16 protein-coding genes are annotated in these 19523 nt (G+C 71.9%); 10 read left to right on the top strand and 6 right to left on the bottom strand.

All coding sequences use genetic code 11. The features are described from left to right. Nucleotides 1–18: 18 nt before the first annotated feature. Nucleotides 19–1527 (bottom strand): peptide MFS transporter, encoded by a 1509-nt coding sequence (locus tag ACIGXM_RS00180; protein ID WP_396555205.1) that lies wholly within the window; start codon nucleotides 1525–1527, stop codon nucleotides 19–21. A gap of 479 nt (nucleotides 1528–2006) precedes the next feature. On the opposite strand from ACIGXM_RS00180, the gene ACIGXM_RS00175 reads away from it, so the two are divergent. Then, nucleotides 2007–2681 (top strand): response regulator transcription factor, encoded by a 675-nt coding sequence (locus ACIGXM_RS00175; protein ID WP_035848478.1) that lies wholly within the window; start codon nucleotides 2007–2009, stop codon nucleotides 2679–2681. Nucleotides 2682–2727: 46 nt separating this feature from the next. Next, complete coding sequence (locus ACIGXM_RS00170; RefSeq protein ID WP_396555203.1) at nucleotides 2728–3996, top strand: ATP-binding protein; 1269 nt, start codon at nucleotides 2728–2730, stop codon at nucleotides 3994–3996. 39 nt (nucleotides 3997–4035) lie between these two features. Here ACIGXM_RS00170 and ACIGXM_RS00165 read toward each other — a convergent pair whose 3' ends face one another. Beyond that, the gene (locus ACIGXM_RS00165; protein WP_396555201.1) at nucleotides 4036–4575 is read right to left on the bottom strand and encodes a GtrA family protein; all 540 of its coding nucleotides are present in this window, start codon (nucleotides 4573–4575) and stop codon (nucleotides 4036–4038) included. Nucleotides 4576–4804: 229 nt separating this feature from the next. On the opposite strand from ACIGXM_RS00165, the gene ACIGXM_RS00160 reads away from it, so the two are divergent. The 3 genes from ACIGXM_RS00160 to ACIGXM_RS00150 are packed head-to-tail and all read left to right on the top strand — an operon-like array spanning nucleotide 4805 to nucleotide 7710. Further along, nucleotides 4805–5962, top strand: coding sequence for a 5-(carboxyamino)imidazole ribonucleotide synthase (locus ACIGXM_RS00160; RefSeq protein WP_396555199.1), 1158 nt, complete (start codon nucleotides 4805–4807; stop codon nucleotides 5960–5962). Continuing rightward, nucleotides 5959–6498, top strand: coding sequence for a 5-(carboxyamino)imidazole ribonucleotide mutase (gene purE, locus ACIGXM_RS00155; RefSeq protein ID WP_396555197.1), 540 nt, complete (start codon nucleotides 5959–5961; stop codon nucleotides 6496–6498). Before ACIGXM_RS00160 ends, purE begins: the two co-directional genes overlap by 4 nt. A 21-nt stretch (nucleotides 6499–6519) precedes the next feature. Next, a complete protein-coding gene (locus ACIGXM_RS00150) occupies nucleotides 6520–7710 on the top strand; it encodes a dipeptidase (protein WP_396555195.1) in 1191 nt (396 codons plus the stop codon). A 3-nt stretch (nucleotides 7711–7713) separates the two neighbouring features. Here the strand turns inward: ACIGXM_RS00150 and ACIGXM_RS00145 are convergent, their stop codons facing one another. Both ACIGXM_RS00145 and ACIGXM_RS00140 read right to left on the bottom strand, forming a co-directional pair. Then, on the bottom strand, nucleotides 7714–8139 hold the full coding sequence (locus tag ACIGXM_RS00145) for a CoA-binding protein (protein WP_396555194.1): 426 nt from the start codon (nucleotides 8137–8139) through the stop codon (nucleotides 7714–7716). Nucleotides 8140–8181: 42 nt separating this feature from the next. Beyond that, complete coding sequence (locus ACIGXM_RS00140) at nucleotides 8182–9522, bottom strand: UDP-glucose dehydrogenase family protein (RefSeq protein WP_396555192.1); 1341 nt, start codon at nucleotides 9520–9522, stop codon at nucleotides 8182–8184. A 220-nt stretch (nucleotides 9523–9742) separates the two neighbouring features. Between ACIGXM_RS00140 and ACIGXM_RS00135 the strand changes: the two genes are divergently transcribed. Both ACIGXM_RS00135 and ACIGXM_RS00130 read left to right on the top strand, forming a co-directional pair. Further along, entirely contained in the window at nucleotides 9743–10900 is a 1158-nt protein-coding gene (locus tag ACIGXM_RS00135) for an acyl-CoA dehydrogenase family protein (RefSeq protein WP_396555190.1), read from the top strand. Between the two features lie 211 nt (nucleotides 10901–11111). Further along, nucleotides 11112–11810 (top strand): DUF4232 domain-containing protein, encoded by a 699-nt coding sequence (locus ACIGXM_RS00130; protein WP_396555188.1) that lies wholly within the window; start codon nucleotides 11112–11114, stop codon nucleotides 11808–11810. A 105-nt stretch (nucleotides 11811–11915) separates the two neighbouring features. On the opposite strand, the gene ACIGXM_RS00125 is transcribed toward ACIGXM_RS00130, so the two are convergent. Then, nucleotides 11916–12881: an LCP family protein gene (locus tag ACIGXM_RS00125; RefSeq protein WP_396555186.1), complete on the bottom strand. Its 966-nt coding sequence runs from the start codon at nucleotides 12879–12881 to the stop codon at nucleotides 11916–11918. 521 nt (nucleotides 12882–13402) lie between these two features. On the opposite strand from ACIGXM_RS00125, the gene ACIGXM_RS00120 reads away from it, so the two are divergent. Beyond that, nucleotides 13403–14191 carry an ABC transporter ATP-binding protein gene (locus ACIGXM_RS00120; protein ID WP_396555184.1) on the top strand — a complete coding sequence of 263 codons (789 nt, stop codon included), beginning with the start codon at nucleotides 13403–13405 and terminating at the stop codon, nucleotides 14189–14191. A gap of 17 nt (nucleotides 14192–14208) precedes the next feature. After that, a complete protein-coding gene (locus ACIGXM_RS00115; protein WP_396555182.1) occupies nucleotides 14209–16770 on the top strand; it encodes an ABC transporter permease in 2562 nt (853 codons plus the stop codon). Between the two features lie 69 nt (nucleotides 16771–16839). On the opposite strand, the gene ACIGXM_RS00110 is transcribed toward ACIGXM_RS00115, so the two are convergent. Next, a complete protein-coding gene (locus ACIGXM_RS00110; RefSeq protein WP_396555180.1) occupies nucleotides 16840–18375 on the bottom strand; it encodes an LCP family protein in 1536 nt (511 codons plus the stop codon). A gap of 86 nt (nucleotides 18376–18461) precedes the next feature. Here ACIGXM_RS00110 and ACIGXM_RS00105 point away from each other — a divergent pair, with 86 nt between their 5' ends. Continuing rightward, nucleotides 18462–19490, top strand: a complete 1029-nt coding sequence (locus ACIGXM_RS00105; protein WP_396557284.1) for a glycosyltransferase family 2 protein — start codon at nucleotides 18462–18464, stop codon at nucleotides 19488–19490. Nucleotides 19491–19523 lie beyond the last annotated feature (33 nt).

Below are 19523 nucleotides of genomic sequence, written 5' to 3'. Positions count from 1 at the left end.
TTGTCTGCCGGACGAGCGTCAGTGCACGTCGCCCAGCAGCTCACCGATCCGCTTGCGGCCCATCCAGATCGCGAAGCCGGCCAGTGCGACGGCGACGCCCTGGATGGCGAAGGACGGGGTGCTGAGGAACGCGTTGCCCAGGAACTGCTGGAGCAGGCTCGCCACGCAGTCACCGGCGGTGACGGCGAGGAACCAGATGCCCATCATCTGGCTGGCGTACTTCTTCGGCGCCAGCTTGGTGGTGACGGACAGGCCGACCGGCGACAGGCTCAGCTCGGCGATGGTCTGCACCAGGTAGACCATGGTCAGCCAGAGCGGGGAGACCTTGACGCCACCGGAGGCGGCCAGCATCGCCAGCATCATCACGGCGAAGGAGAGGCCGATGCCGTACAGGCCGTAGACGAACTTGCTGGTGGTGGTCGGGTTCTTGCCGATGTTGGCCAGCCGGACCCAGAGCCAGGCCACGACCGGGGCCAGCGCCATGATGAACAGCGGGTTCAGCGACTGGAACCAGCTGGACGGGAACCCGATGCCGAAGAGCTTGCCCGCGGTGTTGTTGCTGGCGAAGACGGTCAGCGTGGAGCCGGACTGGTCGTAGATCATCCAGAACGCGGCGGCCGCGACGAAGAACCAGACGTAGCCGGAGACCTTGTTGCTCTCGTCCTTGGTCAGCTCGGGGTCGCGCTTGATCCGGGCGAAGACCAGGATCGGCAGCGCGATGCCGGCCAGCGACAGCGGGGTCAGCACCCAGTTGATGGTGAAGACGCCGGCCAGGCCGACGCCGCCGTAGCAGACCGCGGCGATGCCCAGCCAGAGCGCGACCTTGCGCAGCAGCGAGGTGCGGTCCTCGCTGCTCAGCGGAGCGCGGACGATGTCGCTCTCCTTGCTGAGGTGGCGCGAGCCGAGCAGGTACTGGGTCAGGCCGATCGCCATGCCGATGCCGGCCAGCGCGAAGCCCAGGTGCCAGTTGACCTTCTGGCCGACGGTGCCGATCACCAGCGGCGCGAGGAAGGCGCCCAGGTTGATCCCCATGTAGAAGATGGTGAAGCCACCGTCGCGACGCGGGTCGTTCCGGTCCGGGTAGAGGTGGCCGACCATCGTCGAGATGTTGGCCTTCAGCAGGCCGGAACCGATGGCGATGCAGCCGAGGCCGGCGAAGAAGGCGCCCTTGTTCGGCACCGCCAGCAGGAAGTGGCCGACCATGATGATGCCGCCGCCGACGCCGACGGTCTTGCGAGCGCCCCAGAGGCGGTCGCTGATCCAGCCGCCGGGCAGTGCCAGCAGGTAGACCATGGCGTTGTACACGCTGTAGATGGCCAGACCGGTGGCCGTGTTGAAGGCCAGTCCGCCCTTGGCCGCGGGGGCGACCAAGTAGAGCACCAGCAGGGCCCGCATGCCGTAGAAGCTGAAGCGCTCCCACGTCTCGGTCATGAAGAGTGTGGCGAGTCCTCGGGGGTGCCCGAAGAAGGTCTTGCCGCCAGGCGGAGCCGGCTGCACGCCGGAATCCAGGGTGGTGGTTGACGCCATCTGTAGTGGTTCCTTGCCTGAATGCGCCAGGACACCGCCGCCAACGAGGTGGGGGACGACGGTGCCCGGACAACCGAGGTTGGCCCTGCACGCTGCTCGGGCAGGGACGACCCGAGGTACATGACATGGGGACGTGACTACTGTACGTCCGGGTTTTCCGGGACATCGGAGGACAAAGAACGCCAAAGTAGTAACAGAACCGTAAAGGTAGGCTGGCTAACGATGGTAAATCCATGGTAAGTCAGCGTTAACTCCTTCGAAGTCAAGGTCCAACTGAAGAATCTTCGCCGCGGTGGGGGAGCCGACCGGATGATCGGGAGTTACCTGATCTTCACCGACGATTACTCGTTGTGAACTACCTCACAGAGCCGACCGACCGTCCGATTGGGCCGTCCGATGCAGCGCGGCCGCTCCCGGACCGCCGCCGTCGGATGGTGGAGGACTGATCGACAGGCCCCGGGCCGACTACCATCGCCCCTATGACCTGTGTGCTGCTCGCCGAGGACGACCCGGCAATCTCGGAACCGCTGGCCCGCGCCCTGCGACGCGAGGGCTACGAGGTGCTCGTCCGCGAGGACGGCCCGTCCGCCCTGGAGGCCGGGCTGGAGGAGGAGGTCGACCTGGTCGTCCTCGACCTCGGCCTGCCGCAGATGGACGGCCTGGAGGTGTGCCGCCGGCTGCGCGCCGACGGCAAGAGCTGCCCGGTGCTGGTGCTCACCGCCCGGGCGGACGAGGTGGACACCGTGGTCGGCCTGGACGCCGGCGCCGACGACTACGTGACCAAGCCGTTCCGGCTGGCCGAGCTGCTGGCCCGGGTCCGGGCCCTGCTGCGGCGCGGCAACGTGGACTCGCTCTCCACCGGGGCGCACGGCGTGCGGATCGACATCGAGTCCCACCGCGCCTGGGTCGGCGAGGAGGAGCTCACCCTCTCCGCCAAGGAGTTCGAGCTGCTGCGGGTGCTGGTGCGGGACGCCGGCCGGGTGGTCACCCGGGAGGACATCATGCGCCAGGTCTGGGACACCACCTGGTGGACCTCGACCAAGACCCTCGACATGCACATCTCCTGGCTGCGCAAGAAGCTCGGCGACGACGCGACCAACCCGCGCTACATCGCCACCGTCCGCGGTGTCGGATTCCGGTTCGAGAAGAACTGAGTCCCGAGCACCGCTCTCGAAGATCCGACCCGTTGGAGCACGTTCCGTGAAGCGCCGGATGATCAACTCGCTGCTCGGCGTGGTCCTGGTGGTCGTGGCGGTGTTCTGCGTGCCGTTGGCACTGGTCGAGAAGCAGACCATCGTCGACTCCGCGCAGGACCGGGTGGACGCCTCGGCGGTGCGGATCCTCGGGCTGGTGGAGAACCGGCTGGCGGCGGGCGAGCCGGTCACCGGCGACCGGATGAGCAGCCAGGTCACCGACGGCTCCTTCGCCGTGATCCGGATCCCCGGCCAGCCGCTGATCACGGTTGGTGACCGTCCGACCGGCAGCTCGCCGCTGACCGCCAGTGAGACCGGCGCCAGCGGTGAGACGGTGACGGTCGAGCAGTCCCGCGCGGACGTGGACCGCGAGATCGGCCGGATGCTGCTGGTGCTCGGACTGGTGGCGCTGCTCGCGGTGCAGGCGGCGGTGGCGCTGGCGGTCTGGCAGGCCCGCCGGCTGGTCCGCCCGCTCACCGACCTGGCCGAGACCGCCGAGCGGCTCGGCTCCGGGGACCCGCGCCCGCGCGACCGCCGCTACGGGGTGATCGAGCTGGACCGGGTGGCCGAGGTGCTGGACGCCAGCGCCGAGCGGATCGCCCGGATGCTCACCGCCGAGCGCCGGCTCGCCGCCGACGCCTCGCACCAGTTGCGCACCCCGCTCACCGCGCTCTCCATGCGGCTGGAGGAGATCACCGCGCTGGCGCACCAGCCGGACACCGTGCGCGAGGAGGCCACCATCGCGCTCCAGCAGGTCGAGCGGCTCACCGACGTGGTGCAGCGGCTGCTCACCAACCAGCGCGACGCGCACGGGCCGACCGCGGCCGGTTTCGCGCTGGACGAGGTGCTCCGGCAGCAGCGCGAGGAGTGGAGCGCGCCGCTGCGCGGGGCCGGGCGCCGGCTGGTGATCGAGGGGCTGACCGGGGTCATCGCGATGGGCACCCCGGGCACGGTCTCCCAGGTGCTGGCCACCCTGATCGAGAACTCGCTGATGCACGGCGCGGGCACGGTGACCATCCGGGTGCGCCCGTCCGGCAGCTCGGTGGTGACCGAGGTGCAGGACGAGGGCGCGGGGGTGCCGCCCGAACTGGGCAACCGGGTCTTCGAGCGGACGGTCAGCGGCCGCAACTCCACCGGCATCGGGCTCGCGGTGGCCCGTGACCTGGCCGAGGCGGACGGCGGGCGGCTGGAGCTGCTCTCGCTGCGTCCGCCGGTCTTCGCGCTCTTCCTGGCCCGGGCCGAGGCCGAGCCGGAGTCGGAGCAGACCCCCCGCTAGGGCCTGTCCGGCAAGATCCGCCGGACCGGCCCCAGGTGGCTACTTGGCGTAGCTGCGGGGCTGCCGCTCGTCGGCCAGGATCCGCTCGGCCTGCGCGACCACCGCGTCGGCCGGCTGCTCTTCGGTCAGCTCGGGCAGCGCCTTGAACACCCAGGTGCGGTACGAGAAGAACCGGAAGATCGTGCCCAGGCCGGTGCCGACGGCCTTGGAGACGTTGTAGGCCAGCCCGCCGGTCAGGTGCAGCGGGTAGGTGGTGAACCAGACCGTGCCGTTCTCGATCAGCATGCCGATGCCGCTGAAGATCAGGAACAGGGTGATCTCGCGGCGGCGCGAGGCCGCGTCGCTGTCCCGGTAGACCCAGTAGCGGTAGCCCAGGTAGTTGACCGCGATGGCGACCACGGTGCCGATCACCGAGCAGCGCACCGGCGCCCAGTGGGTGAGGTGCAGCACCACGTTGGAGACGCCGAAGTTCACCACGATGCCGAGCAGGCCGACTATCCCGAACTTGGCGACCTCGCCGGAGACGCCGCGCAGCCGCTGGAGCAGGGAAGGGCGACGGTGCGTGTTGGACGTCGACATGGGCGGAGGTCTCCTGTGGTCACCGAGGACGTGGCTGTTCGGACGCGGCCGAAATCCCGCGTCACCCCCTCGTCCCCGCCGTTGGTCCGAATGGCGCAGTAGCAGGTCCGGCGAACCAGGCTACCGGCTCCGGAAACCGCTTCCGGCGGTCACGGGCTTCCGCGGCCGCTCGCGGACCGCGCGCGACGGCCCGTGCACCCGCCCCGACCGGCCCGGATATCCTGGCAGCGTGACTCTCCCGGGCAGCGCAAAATTTCCAGTGCTGGGCATGATCGGCGGCGGGCAGCTGGCCCGCATGACGCACCAGGCGGGCATCCCGCTCGGGGTGCGGTTCCGACTCCTGGCGGACACCCCGCAGGACTCCGCCGCGCAGGTGGTGGCCGACACCGTGCTCGGCGACTACCGCGACCTGGACACCCTGCGCCGCTTCGCGACCGGGTGTGACGTGGTCACCTTCGACCACGAGCACGTCCCCACCGAGCACCTGCACGCGTTGCAGGCCGACGGCGTCGCCGTCCGGCCCAACCCGGAGGCGCTGGTCAACGCGCAGGACAAGGGCGTGATGCGGGCCAGGCTGGACAGCATCGGGGCGCCCCTGCCACGGCACCGGATCGTCGCCGACCCGGCCGACGTCACCGCCTTCGCCGAGGAGGGCACCGGATACCCGGTCGTCCTGAAGACCGTCCGCGGCGGCTACGACGGCAAGGGCGTCTGGGTGGTCCGCGACGAGCAGGAGGCCGCCGCGCCGTTCCTGGCGGGCGTCCCCGTGCTGGCCGAGGAGAAGGTCGACTTCGTCCGCGAGCTGGCCGCGAACGTGGTGCGCTCGCCCAGCGGCCAGGCGGTCGCCTACCCGGTAGTGGAGAGCGTCCAGGAGGACGGCGTCTGCGCCGAGGTGATCGCCCCGGCCCCCGACCTCGACCCGGCGCTGGCCGGCGAGGCCCAGGCGCTCGCGCTGCGGATCGCCGGCGAGCTGGACATCACCGGCCACCTGGCGGTCGAGCTGTTCCAGACCCGGGACGGCCGGATCCTGGTCAACGAGCTGGCCATGCGCCCGCACAACTCCGGCCACTGGTCGATCGACGGTGCGGTCACCTCGCAGTTCGAGAACCACCTGCGGGCGGTCCTCGACCTGCCGTTGGGCGACCCGCGCCCGCGCGCGCCGTGGACCGTGATGGTCAACGTGCTCGGCGGCGAGTACCCGGACATGTACCACGCCTTCCTGCACTGCATGGCCCGCGACCCGGGCCTGCGGATCCACATGTACGGCAAGGACGTGAAGCCCGGCCGCAAGGTCGGCCACGTCACCGTCTTCGGGGACGACCTCGACGACGTGCGCGAGCGGGCCCGTCACGCGGCGGCCTACCTGAGAGGAACCATCACCGAATGACCAGCACCCTGGGGACGTCCCCCGTCGTCGGCATCGTCATGGGCTCGGACTCCGACTGGCCGGTGATGGAGGCCGCCGCCCAGGCTCTGGACGAGTTCGAGGTGCCGTACGAGGTCGACGTGGTCTCCGCGCACCGGATGCCGCGCGAGATGGTCGCGTACGGCGAGAACGCGCACCGGCGCGGGCTCAGGGCGATCATCGCGGGCGCGGGCGGTGCGGCCCACCTGCCCGGCATGCTGGCCTCGGTGACGCCGCTGCCGGTGATCGGCGTCCCGGTGCCGCTGCGCTACCTGGACGGCATGGACAGCCTGCTGTCGATCGTGCAGATGCCGGCCGGGGTGCCGGTGGCCACCGTCTCGGTGGCCGGCGCGCGCAACGCGGGCCTGCTGGCGGTCCGGATGCTGGCCGCCTTCGACCCCGAGCTCACCGAGCGGATGACCGAGTTCCAGGCCGAGCTGAACACCCAGGCCACCGAGAAGGGCCGCAAGCTGCGGGCGAAGGTGGCCGGTTCGGCGGCGTTCGGCTTCAACCAGTAGGTCGTGGCGCAGGATGGGGGCATGACCGAGGATCTGCTCTCCCGCGCCCGTGCCGTGCTCGCCGACGCTCCCGTCGTGGACGGCCACAACGACCTGCCCTGGGCGATGCGTTCGCAGGTCGGCTACGACCTGGACGCCGTCGACCTGGCCACCGACCAGCGCGAGCGGCTGCACACCGACCTCGACCGGCTGACCGCCGGCGGGGTCGGTGCGCAGTTCTGGTCCGTCTACGTCCGCTCCAGCCTGGCCGGCGACCACGCGGTCAGTGCCACGCTCGAACAGATCGACTTCGTCCGGGCGTTGGTCGACCGCTTCCCCGACCGGCTCCAACTCGCCTTCACCGCCGAGGACATGGCCGGGGCCCGGGCAGCCGGCCGGATCGCCTCACTGATGGGTGCCGAGGGCGGGCACAGCATCGACTGCTCGCTGGCCACCCTGCGCGCCCTCCACCAGCTGGGCGTGCGGTACATGACGCTCACCCACAACGACAACGTGCCCTGGGCCGACTCCGCCACCGACCAGCCGGCCGCCGGCGGGCTGACCCGGTTCGGCGAGGAGGTCGTCCGGGAGATGAACCGGCTCGGCATGCTGGTCGACCTCTCGCACGTCGCCGCCAGCACGATGCGGGACGCGCTGCGGGTGAGCGAGGCGCCGGTGATCTTCTCGCACTCCTCCGCCCGCGCCGTCTGCGACCACCCGCGCAACATCCCGGACGACGTGCTGGCCCAGCTGCCGGCCAACGGCGGGATCGCGATGGCCACCTTCGTGCCCAAGTTCATCCTGCCCGCGGCGGTGGAGTGGACGGCGCTGGCCGACGCCAACATGCGGGCGCACGGGATGCACGAGCTGGAGCACACGCCCGAGGCGATGAAGGTGCACCGCGCCTTCGAGGAGCAGCACCCGCGGCCGATCGCCACCGCGGCCACCGTCGCCGACCACCTGGACCACATGCGCGAGGTGGCCGGCATCGACCACCTGGGCATCGGCGGGGACTACGACGGCACCGCGTTCGTCCCGGCGGACCTGGCCGACGTCTCCGGCTACCCCAACCTGATCGCCGAGCTGCTGCGCCGTGGCTGGTCGGAGGCCGACCTGTCCAAGCTGACCTGGGGCAACGCCGTCCGGGTGCTGCACGACGCCGAGCAGGTCGCGGCGCGGCTGCGGCGGACCCGCCGGCCGTCCATCGCCACCCTGGAGCAGCTGGACGGCTGACGTTCAGAGCAGCGGGATCTCGATCGCCGGGCAGCGGTCCATCACCATCCGCAGCCCGGCGGCCGTGGTCCGCCGGTAGGCCGCCTCGTCGAGCACGCCGAGCTGGAACCAGACCGCCTTGGCGCCCACCGCCACCGCCTGGTCGGCCACCGCCCCGGCCAGCGTGCTGTTGACGAAGACGTCGACCACGTCCACTTCGAACGGGATGTCGGCCAGGGTGGCGTACCCCGGCTCGCCGAGCACGGTCTCCGCCTTCGGGTGCACCGGCACGATCCGCTTGCCGAAGCGCTGCAGCACCTCGGCCACCCCGTAGGCGGCCCGGTGGGTGTTGCCGGACAGGCCCACCACGGCCCAGGTGTCGCCGGTCGCGGTCAGGATCTCCCGGGCGGTGGCGCGGTCCCGGTGGCCGTTCTCCTCAGGCGTCGTCATGGCTGGTGCAACGGTCGCGGCCGGGCGCCCATTCCGGACGGCTCAGCTGGGTCGACCCATCGCCCGGTAGGTCCAGCCGGCCGCCCGCCAGCGGGCGCCGTCCAGCACGTTGCGCCCGTCCAGCAGCCGGCGCTCGGCCACCACCGAGCCCAGCGCCGCCGGGTCCAGCTCGCGGAACTCCTGCCACTCGGTCAGGTGCAGCACCACGTGCGCGCCCCGGGCGGCCTCGGCGGCGGAGTCCGCGTAGGAGAGGCTCGGGAACATCTTCCGGGCGTTGTCCATGGCCTTGGGGTCGTAGACGGTGACCTGGGCGCCCTGCAGCTGGATCTGCGCGGCCACGTTGAGCGCGGGCGAGTCCCGGATGTCGTCCGAGTCCGGCTTGAAGGCGGCGCCGAGCACCGCGACCTGGCGGCCGAGGAAGCCGCCGCCGCACTGCTCACGGGCCAGCTCGACCATCCGGGAGCGGCGCCGCATGTTGATCGAGTCCACCTCGCGCAGGAAGGTCAGCGCCTGGTCGGCGCCCAGCTCGCCGGCCCGGGCCATGAACGCCCGGATGTCCTTGGGCAGGCAGCCGCCGCCGAAGCCGAGCCCGGCGTTGAGGAACCGGCCGCCGATCCGGTCGTCGTACGAGAGCGCCTTGCTGAGCTGCACGACGTCCGCGCCGGCGCTCTCGCAGACCTCGGCCATCGCGTTGATGAAGGAGATCTTGGTGGCCAGGAAGGAGTTGGCGGCGGCCTTCACCAGCTCGGCGGTCGGGTAGTCGGTGACCACGAACGGCACGCCCTCGGCGATCGGCGTGGCGTAGACCTCGCGCAGCAGTTCCTCGGCCCGGCCGCCCTCGCGCACGCCGACCACGATCCGGTCGGGGTGCAGGGTGTCGCCGACCGCGAAGCCCTCGCGCAGGAACTCCGGGTTCCAGGCCAGCTCGACGCCCTCACCGGCCGGGGCCAGCGCGGTCAGCCGCTCGGCCAGCCGGCCCGCGCTGCCGACCGGGACGGTGGACTTGCCGACCACCAGGACCGGACGGGTCAGGTGTGGTGCCAGCGCGTCCATGGCCGCCTCGACATAGGACATGTCGGCGGCGAACTCGCCCTTCTTCTGCGGCGTGTTGGTGCAGACGAAGTGGACGTCGGCGAAGTCCGCGACCTCCCGCGGGGAGTCCGTGAAGCGCAGCCGGCCGGTCGAGCCGGGGTGCCCCGCGACGTGCTTGAGCAGCAGCTCGGACAGGCCGGGCTCGTACATCGGAACCCGGCCGGCGGCCAGCGCGGCCAGCTTCTCGCGGTCGATGTCCAGGCCCAGCACCTCGAAGCCCAGCTCCGCCAGGCAGGCGGCGTGCGTGGCACCGAGGTAGCCGGTACCGATCACCGAGATGCGGAGGGCCACGGGTCTCCCCTTTGCGGGTTGGCTTTGCGGTTGGCGGCGGGTCGAGCTCGCAGCCACCGATGGTATCCGCTGGTCCGAACGAGGGAGTACGTCGTCGGCGTCCCCGCTGTTCACCGGGTGTTTCACCCATGTCGCGGAGGTCACGTGGGGGATAGGCAGAGTACGGGCCTAGAATTAGGATCTACTTAACGGTAGTTAACGTCACCCAGAGGGGCAGACCATGGCGAGCAGTGCCGACTTCGATCTCTTCCGTCTCTCGGAGGAGCACGAGTTCCTCCGGCAGACCGTGCGGGACCTCGCCGAGGCCAAGATCGCCCCCTTCGCGGCCGAGGTCGACGAGCAGGGCCGGTTCCCGCAGGAGGCCCGGGACGCCCTCGAGGCCAACGAGCTGCACGCCGTGCACATCCCCGAGGAGTACGGCGGCGCCGGTGCCGACGCGCTGGCCACCGTGCTGGTGATCGAGGAGGTCGCCCGGGTCTGCGCCTCCTCCTCGCTGATCCCCGCGGTCAACAAGCTCGGCTCGCTGCCGGTGCAGCTCTCCGGTTCGGAGGAGCTGAAGCAGAAGTACCTGGGTGCGCTGGCCCGCGGCGAGGGCATGTTCTCGTACTGCCTCTCCGAGCCGGACGCCGGTTCGGACGCCGCGGGGATGAAGACCCGCGCGGTGCGCGACGGCGACTTCTACGTGCTCAACGGCGTCAAGCGGTGGATCACCAACGCCGGCGTGTCCGAGTTCTACACCGTGATGGCGGTGACCGACCCCGAGCAGCGCTCCAAGGGCATCTCGGCCTTCGTGGTCGAGAAGGGCGACGAGGGCGTCTCCTTCGGCGCGCCGGAGAAGAAGCTCGGCATCAAGGGCTCGCCGACCCGCGAGGTCTACCTGGACAACGTCCGGATCCCGGCCGACCGCATGATCGGCGCCGAGGGCACCGGCTTCGCCACCGCGATGAAGACCCTGGACCACACCCGGGTCACCATCGCCGCCCAGGCGCTCGGCATCGCCCAGGGCGCGCTGGACTACGCCAAGGGCTACGTCCGGGAGCGCAAGCAGTTCGGCAAGCCGATCGGCGACTTCCAGGGCATCCAGTTCATGCTCGCCGACATGGCGATGAAGCTGGAGGCCGCCCGCCAGCTCACCTACGCCGCCGCCGCCAAGTCCGAGCGCACCGACAGCGACCTGACCTTCTTCGGCGCCGCCGCCAAGTGCTTCGCCTCGGACGCGGCGATGGAGATCACCACCGACGCGGTGCAGCTGCTCGGCGGCTACGGCTACACCCGGGACTACCCGCTGGAGCGCATGATGCGCGACGCGAAGATCACCCAGATCTACGAGGGCACCAACCAGGTGCAGCGCATCGTGATGGCGCGCAACCTGCCGTAGGGCGCGTTCGTCGCGGTACTTCGGCGGCACGGCCGTCCGTCCCCTCGGGGGCGGGCGGCCGTTCGCTTGCGGCCGGACCCGGCCGGTGACCCGGTTGTGACAGTGGTTACCGGGTCGGTACGGGCGCAGCGCAACTCGGTGGGACGGCGGTGGCGTGATGAGGGGTGTCAGTCCGTAAGGACCTCATGAACACCACCGGAGAGAAGACGCCATGAACCCGACCACGCTGACCCGCGGTGCCGCCGTCGCCCTGACCACGCTGGCCCTTGCCCTCGGCGTGGCCGCCTGCAACGACGACGGCTCGGGCTCCGGCGCGGCCGTGTCGGCGGCGCCGAGCGCGGGCTCCAGCGCGGCGGCGGGCGGTGGCGCGGCGACCGGCACCGGCGGCGCGGGCAGCACGGGCACCGGCTCCACCAAGACCGTTCCGGCCGGCAAGAACACCCCCGCCGCCGGCTCGACCGCGGTCGCCGCCTCGAACCGCTGCCACACCGGCGACCTGAAGGCCGACGTCCAGCTCCAGAGCGCGGGCTCGGCGATGGTCATGCTCACCAACACCTCCGCCCGCACCTGCACCGTGGACGGCTACCTCGGCTACGGCGGCCTGCTCGCCGACAACAGCCAGGTCAACCTGCCGACCAACCGGGTCGCCTACCCGGGTGCGCCGAGCCTGATCACCCTGAAGCCGAACACCACCGCGTTCTCCGGCCTGAAGTGGTCCGGCTGCGACAAGTCCGACGCCACCTGCCACGTCCTGGCCGGCGCCGTGGTCACCCCGCCGAACGAGACCACCCAGCTGACCGCGAACGTCCTCGGCACCGACGGCCAGCCGGTGACCCAGTTCGACGTCTCCAGCGCGGGCCTGACGGTCGGCTCCCTCCAGCCGAGCAACGAGGGCGTGGTCTTCCAGTAGGCCCGGCCCCGGCCCCGCCCGGTCAGCCGCGGACGGACTCCGTACCGTCCGCGGCTGACCGCCGGGTCACCAGCGCCACCGGCCCACCGCGGTCCGACCGGTGGCTCAACCCACGGTCACCGGCTGGTCGTTCTCGATCTCCTGGAAGACCTGCTTGGACTTCACCGGATCCCACTTCACCGCCGACTCGCCGGTCGGGGCCCGGTAGTCGGCGTTGCCGATCGGGATGGTGATGCTCTTGCCTCCCCCGTCACCGCTGACCGTGCGCATCGCCTCGAAGAGCGAGGCGAGGTCGGTCAGGCCGGTGTTCCTGTCCACGATCAGGGTGTCCAGGCCGGAGCCGATCAGCGGGTAGAGGGTGAACGGGTTGAGCAGGGTGGCCGGGGTGGCGGCCTGGTGGGCCAGCGCGGAGAGGAACTTCTGCTGGTTGCGCATCCGGCCGAGGTCCTGGTCGGCCATCTGGTGGCGCTGTCGGACGAAGGCGAGCGACTGGGTGCCGTTCAGGGTCTGGCAGCCGGCCTTGAGGTTCAGCCCGGAGTCCTGGTCCCGGATGTTCTGCGGGATGCACATGTGAACCCCGCCGACCGCGTTGACGATGCCCACGAACCCGGCGAAGCCGACCTCGGCGTAGTGGTCGACGTGGATGCCGGTGTTGGTCTCCACGGTCCGCACCAGCAGCTGGCCGCCGCCGTTGTCGAAGGCCGCGTTGATCTTGGAGGTGGTGGCCGGGATGGTCCGGCCGCTGCCCGCGGTGTCCAGGTGGGTCGGGATCGGCACCCAGGAGTCGCGCGGGATGCTCATCAGCGTGTTCCCGTGGTCGCCGATGTGCAGGATCATCATCGAGTCGCTGCGCTTGCCGCTGTCCGTGCCGGTGTGCATCTCCTGCTTCTGGGCGTCGGTCAGGCCGTCCCGGCTGTCCGAGCCGACGATCAGCCAGTTGGTGCCCTTGCCCGCGGCCGGTCGGCCCGGGTAGTCGACCAGCACGTTCTGCTGGTTCAGCTTGCTGTCCGCCCAGGCGTAGGTGCCGCCGGCGGTGGCCAGCACCGCGCCGACCAGGACCAGCACGCCCACCACGACCTTCCGCCGCCGTGGCCGGCGCGACCCGGTCCGCCCCCGCGCCCGGGGGCCGCGCGGGTCGAGTGACGGGGGGAGCGCCGGCTCGGCACCGCTGCCGACCGGACCGCCGTTACTTCCCTGCTGCCATGCGTTCATGTCGTCGAGGATGCCCGAACGGCGCAATCCGGACGCCTCCCCGGCGGGCCGCCCGGCGCCTTGTAGCAGAGTTGGTGCGGCGACGCGAAGGTTCCGGCGTATCTTCACCACCGGCGGCTCGCCCGCGCACGTGCCCCTGATCTCGGGAACCGGCGCCCCCGTCCCGGCCGCCGCTGACACCCGGGGACCGGTCGACCCTGACACCCCGGGAGGAGACCCCTAGGGGGAGGGCTCCGCCGACCCGTACGACTGTCGTCATTCCGGTTCCTCCCGGCGGATGACGATCGGCCGCGGGGGCGCGCCTAGCGTTGGGGTATCCGCTCGGCCTTGTCTCACCGCAGGTCTGGGGCGGGGGACCTCAGAGCCAGTAGGAGAGACCAGTGACGACGGCAGCTGCAGCCGTGCAGACATCCGAGAACCCCGGCGGTCCGTCCGCCACCGCCGCCTCCGCGCGCCAGTTGACCAAGGCGTACGGCACCGGGGAGACCCGGGTCACGGCGCTGGACGCGGTCGACGTCGACATCCACCGTGGCCGGTTCACCGCGATCATGGGCCCGTCGGGCTCCGGCAAGTCGACCCTGATGCACTGCCTGGCCGGGCTGGACACGGTCAGCGCGGGCCGGATCTGGATCGGTGACACCGAGATCACCGGCCTCAAGGACAAGCAGCTCACCCGGCTGCGCCGGGACAAGATCGGCTTCATCTTCCAGGCGTTCAACCTGCTCCCCACGCTGAACGCGCTGGAGAACATCACCCTCCCGATGGACATAGCCGGCCGCAGGCCGGACCAGGCCTGGCTGGACCAGGTGGTGGAGACGGTCGGCCTCGGCGAGCGGCTGAAGCACCGGCCGACCCAGCTCTCCGGCGGCCAGCAGCAGCGCGTCGCGGTGGCCCGGGCGCTGGCCGCCCGACCGGAGATCATCTTCGGGGACGAGCCGACCGGCAACCTCGACTCCCGCTCCGGCGCGGAGGTGCTGACCTTCCTGCGCCGCTCGGTCGACGAGCTGGCCCAGACCATCGTGATGGTCACCCACGACCCGGTCGCGGCGGGCTACGCGGACCGCGTGCTCTTCCTGGCCGACGGCGTGATCGTGGACGAGATGCACGCCCCGACCGCCGACTCCGTCCTCGAACGCATGCGCCGTTTCGACGGCAAGCGCACCAGCTGAGACGGGGCCCGGACACCATGCTGCTCAAGACCTCACTGCGGAGCTTCTTCGCCCACAAGGGCCGGATGGCGCTCTCGCTGATCGCCGTCGTGCTGTCGGTCGCCTTCGTCTCCGGCACCCTGGTCTTCTCCAACACCGCCACCAGCACCTTCAACAAGCTCTTCGCCTCGACCGCCTCGGACGTCTCGGTCCAACCGAAGACCGGCAAGCTCGACGCCTCGGTGGACCAGGGCGGCAAGGTGCCCACGCTCGCCCCGTCCGTGGTCGCCACGGTCGCCGCCCAGCCCGGGGTGAGGACCGCGCTGGGCTCGGTGCTGGTGCAGAACGCCACCCTGGTCAACCCGGCCACCAACAAGGCGGTCGGCCCGACCTCCGGCGCGCCCACGATGACCGGCGCCTGGGACGACGACCCGCGCAGCCCGCTGAAGATCACCTCGGGCCAGGCACCGCACGGTCCCGGCCAGATCCTGCTCGACGCGGACACCGCCAAGAAGGCCAAGCTCGGCCTGGGCAGCCCGCTGCGCGTGATCACCACCACCGGCGACTACACCTTCACCGTCACCGGCATCGCCACCTTCACCACCACCAACCCCGGTGCCGCGATGGCCTTCATGGACGTCCCGACCGCCCAGCAGGACCTGCTCGGCGCCACCGCCTTCACCTCGGTGAACGCCTACGGTGACGGCAGCCGCAGCGACGACCAGCTCAAGAGCGAGATCGGCGCGGCCGTCGGTGGCGGCTACGACGTCCAGACCGCCGCGGAGCAGCAGGCCGCCAGCGACAAGAACGTCGGCTTCCTCGACTTCATGAAGTACGCGATGCTCGGCTTCGCCGGGATCTCGCTGCTGGTCGGCGGCTTCCTGATCATCAACACCTTCTCCATGCTGGTCGCCCAGCGGACCCGGGAGATCGGGCTGCTGCGGGCGATCGGCGGCAGCCGCCGGCAGGTCAACCAGTCGGTGCTGGCCGAGGCACTGATCCTGGGCGTGCTCGGCTCGACCTTCGGCCTGCTGGCCGGCCTCGGCCTGGCCGAGCTGATGATCACGCTGATGAAGGCCGTCGGGATGAACCTCCAGGGCGCCCTGGTGATCGGCTGGAACGTTCCGGTGGCGGCCTACGCGATCGGCATCGTCGTGACGCTGCTGGCCGCCTGGATCCCGGCCCGCCGGGCCGGGAAGATCTCGCCGATGGCCGCGCTGCGCGACCACGGCACCCCGAGCGAGGCCCGGGCCAACCGGGTCCGGGCCGGGATCGGCCTGGGGCTGACCGCGCTCGGCGGCGGCACGCTGGGGCTGGCCGCCACCGCCAAGCGGGCCGCCACCGGCGGCGAGTACCTGGGCCTCGGCGTGGTGCTCACCCTGGTCGGCTTCGTGGTGCTCGGCCCGCTGCTGGCCACCGGCGTGATCCGGGTGCTCGGCGCGGGGCTGCCGGCGCTCTTCGGCCCCTCCGGCAAGCTCGCCCAGCGCAACGCGATGCGCAACCCGCGCCGCACCGGTGCCACCGCCGCCGCGCTGATGATCGGACTGGCTCTGGTGACCGGCGCCTCGGTGGTCACCTCCTCGATGGTCAGCTCCTTCACCTCGCAGCTCGACACCTCGGTCGGCGCGGACTACGTGGTCAGCTCGCAGCAGGGCGGGCTCTCGCCGGCCATGGTCCAGGCCGCCCGCAGCGCCCCGGGCCTGGCCCACATCACCGAGCAGAAGCTGCTCCCGGCGGACATCACCGCGCCGGACGGCCAGACCACCGAGGCCTCGGTGGCCGCGGCCGACCCGACCTTCGCGGACGACATCCACCTCCCGGTCGCGGCCGGCTCGCCCGCGGCCGCCTTCTCCGGCGGCATCTCGGTGGACCAGACCTACGCCGAGAAGCACCACATCGCGATCGGCGACAAGCTGACCATCGACTACGGCAAGGGCCACACCCAGAGCCTGCCGGTGGAGCTGATCACCACCGAGGGCAACCAGTACTCCGACCACTCCTTCTTCACCAGCCTCGCCACGGTGAACCAGGCCGTTCCGGCCGCCGACCAGCCGCTGCCGCAGCTCCTGCTCGGCAAGGCGGCGCCCGGCGCGGACGTCGCCAAGAGCCTGGACTCGCTGCAGCAGTCGCTGGCCGCCTACCCGCAGCTGATGGTCAAGGACCAGGCCGGCTACAAGAAGCTGATCGAGAGCAGCGTGGACGGCCTGCTCAACATCGTCTACGGCCTGCTCGGCCTGGCCATCGTGGTGGCGATCCTCGGTGTGGTGAACACCCTGGCGCTGTCGGTGGTGGAGCGCACCCGGGAGATCGGGCTGCTGCGGGCGATCGGCCTGTCGCGTCGTCAGCTGCGCCGGATGGTCCGGCTGGAGTCGGTGGTGATCGCGGTCTTCGGCGCGGTCCTCGGCACCGGGCTGGGGCTGGCCTGGGGCGTCACCTCGCAGCGGGTGCTGCGGACCCAGGGGCTGGACGTGCTGGCCATCCCGTACGGCACGATCGTGGCGGTGCTGATCGGCGCGGCGCTGGTCGGCCTGCTGGCCGCGCTGCTGCCGGCCTTCCGGGCCGGCCGGATGAACGTGCTGGCCGCCATCGCGACCGGCTGAGCCACCGTACGGCCGATCACCCGGGCCGTCACCGCCGGATCCCACGGCGGTGGCGGCCCGCGGCCGTACTCACGGGCAGTCGAGCTCCGCGCCGGTGCTCACCGTCGCCGGCCTGCCGGCCGGGGAAGCGGCGCCGGCGGTCGGCTGTGCCGAGGCGGTGGGACTCGGAGTCGGCGCCGGGCCCGGTCGTCCGGGGCGGCCGGGCCGGGCCGTGGACGGCTCGGCTCCCGGTCCGCGGTAGTCCGTGCCGATCAGCACCTGCAGGGTCGGGCCCTGCCCAGGCACCTTGACCAGCCTGGCCTGCGGCAGCGTGGCGGCCAGCGTCCTCGCCGACTCGTCCCAGTGCGGGTCGTAGTGGATCTCGGTGTGCTCCTGGGCCGTCACCGCGTTGGCGGCCAGCCCGCTGGTGGCGAACCCCGCCCCGCGCAGCCTGGCGTCCACCCGGCCACCCAGCCCGGCCACCCCGGAGGCGTTCAGCACCTGCACCCGGACCAGCGCCGGCGACACGCCCCCGCTCGAGGGGCCGGCGGTCGGCGGCGCCGGGCTGCTCGCGGCCGGGCTGCTCGCGGCCGGGCCGATCGGCCGTCCCGCGCGCAGCGCGTCGAAGAGCGCGGCGGCCCTGGCCCGGTCCCACCGCACGGTGGAGCCCCAGCCCGGCACCTGGTGGTCCAGTTCGGCCAGCGGGACGGTCGCGAAGTCGGCGTCGCCCGCCGAGAGCCCGCGCAGCCGGGTGGCCAGCGCCAGCAGCTCCGGGTCGGAGAGCTGGCGGTCCACGGTGACCGAGGCCAGCACGGACTCCCCGAGGGCGACCAGCCGGGCCGGGTCGGCCAGCGACCGGTCGCCGAGTGCCCGGTGCAGCAGCTCAGCCAGCAGGCGCTGCTGACGGCGCATCCGGCTCAGGTCGGAGTCGGTGTCCAGGTGCCGGGCCCGGACGTACTTCAGCGCGCCCACCCCGTCCAGCCGGCTGGTCCCGGCCGGCAGGTCGAGCCCGCTGTACTCGTCCCGGAGCGGCTTGTCGCTGCACACCGTGACCCCGCCGACCGCGTCCACGGCGGAGACGAAGCCGAGGAAGTCCATCTGCAGGTAGTGGTCGACGTGCACGCCGGTGGCCTGCTCGACGGTTCGCACGGTGAGCGTGGCGCCGCCCATCCCGAACGCCGCGTTGATCTTGCCCGGGCCGGCCGGGAGCGCCCGGCCGGTGGTCCGGTCCTGGTGGGCCGGGATCTCGACGTAGGAGTCCCGGGGCAGGCTGACCACGCTCAGCCGCCCGCCCGGCGCGGGCAGCTGGACCAGCAGCATGGCATCCGTGCAGTGGCAGGGCTCGCCGCCCGCGTGCAGGGTCTCCTTGAGCAGCTCCTCCGGAACCCCGGCCCGGTCGTCGGTGCCGACCAGCAGGAAGGTGACCGGACCCGGCCTGGCCGGCCGGTGTCCCGGGACCAGCGCGTCCACCCGCCCGAGCGCCCGGCCCACCCCGTGCAGCGCTCCCCAGCCACCGCCCGAGACGGCCAGCACCGCGGCCGCCAGGACTGCCGACAGCCGGCCCGCCCAGCGGCGGCGGCGCGGTGTCGGGCCGGCGGCGGGTGGGGCGGCGCGGCGGACGGGCACTTTTCGGATGGTAGGTCCGGCCGGGGACGGGACCTGGCAGCGACGCGGGCCATCGGGCACCGGTACGGTTGGCACCGATGAACACCATGGCTGCTGAGGAGCTGCCGGCGGTCTCCGTGATCATGCCGGTGCTCAACGAGGAACGACACCTGCGCACCGCCGTCCGGCGCATCCTGGAACAGGACTACGCCGGGGCCATGGAGGTGGTGATCGCCCTCGGCCCGTCCACCGACCGGACCGACGCGATCGCGGCCGAGCTGGCGGCCGAGGACCCCCGGGTCCGGACGGTGCCCAACCCCACCGGACGCACCCCTGCCGGGCTGAACGCCGCGATCCGTGCCTCCCACCACCCGATAGTGGTCCGGGTCGACGGCCACGGGCTGCTCACCCCGGGCTACATCGGCACCGCGGTCCGGCTGCTCGGCGAGATGGACGCGGCCAACGTCGGCGGCATCATGCACGCCGAGGGCGAGACCGAGTGGGAGAAGGCGGTCGCCGCCGCGATGACCTCCAAGATCGGGGTCGGCAACGCGGCCTTCCACACCGGTGGCCTGGCCGGGCCGGCCGAGACCGTCTACCTCGGCGTGTTCCGGCGCGAGGTGCTGGACCGGCTGGGCGGCTACAACGAGGAGTTCATCCGGGCCCAGGACTGGGAGCTCAACTACCGGATCCGGCAGGACGGCGGGCTGATCTGGTTCACCCCGCAGCTGAAGGTCACCTACCGGCCCCGGCCGAGCGTGCGGGCACTGGCCAAGCAGTACAAGGACTACGGTCGCTGGCGCCGGGTGGTGACCCGGTACCACCGCGGCTCGGTCAACCTGCGCTACCTGGCCCCGCCGGCCGCGCTGCTCGGCGTCGTGCTCGGGCTGGCGCTGGGCGCCGCGGTGCACCCGGCGTTCCTCGTGCTGCCCGCTGGCTACCTGGCGGCGATCCTCGGCGGCTCGCTGCTGGAGGGGCGCGGCCTGTCCGTCCGGGCCCGGCTGCAGCTGCCGGTAGCGCTCGGCACCATGCACCTCAGCTGGGGCTTCGGCTTCCTCACCTCACCGCGCTCGCTGGCCCGTCGGGTGATCGGCAGCTCCGCGCCGGCGGCCTCCGCGGTCGAGCCGGCCGCCTGACGGCCCGCTGGGCGGAAACGCCGACGGGCGGCG

This window comes from Kitasatospora sp. NPDC052896 (assembly GCF_044547075.1).
In the GTDB taxonomy this organism is placed as follows: domain Bacteria; phylum Actinomycetota; class Actinomycetes; order Streptomycetales; family Streptomycetaceae; genus Kitasatospora.
This window is presented reverse-complemented; position numbering and strand designations above follow the sequence as displayed.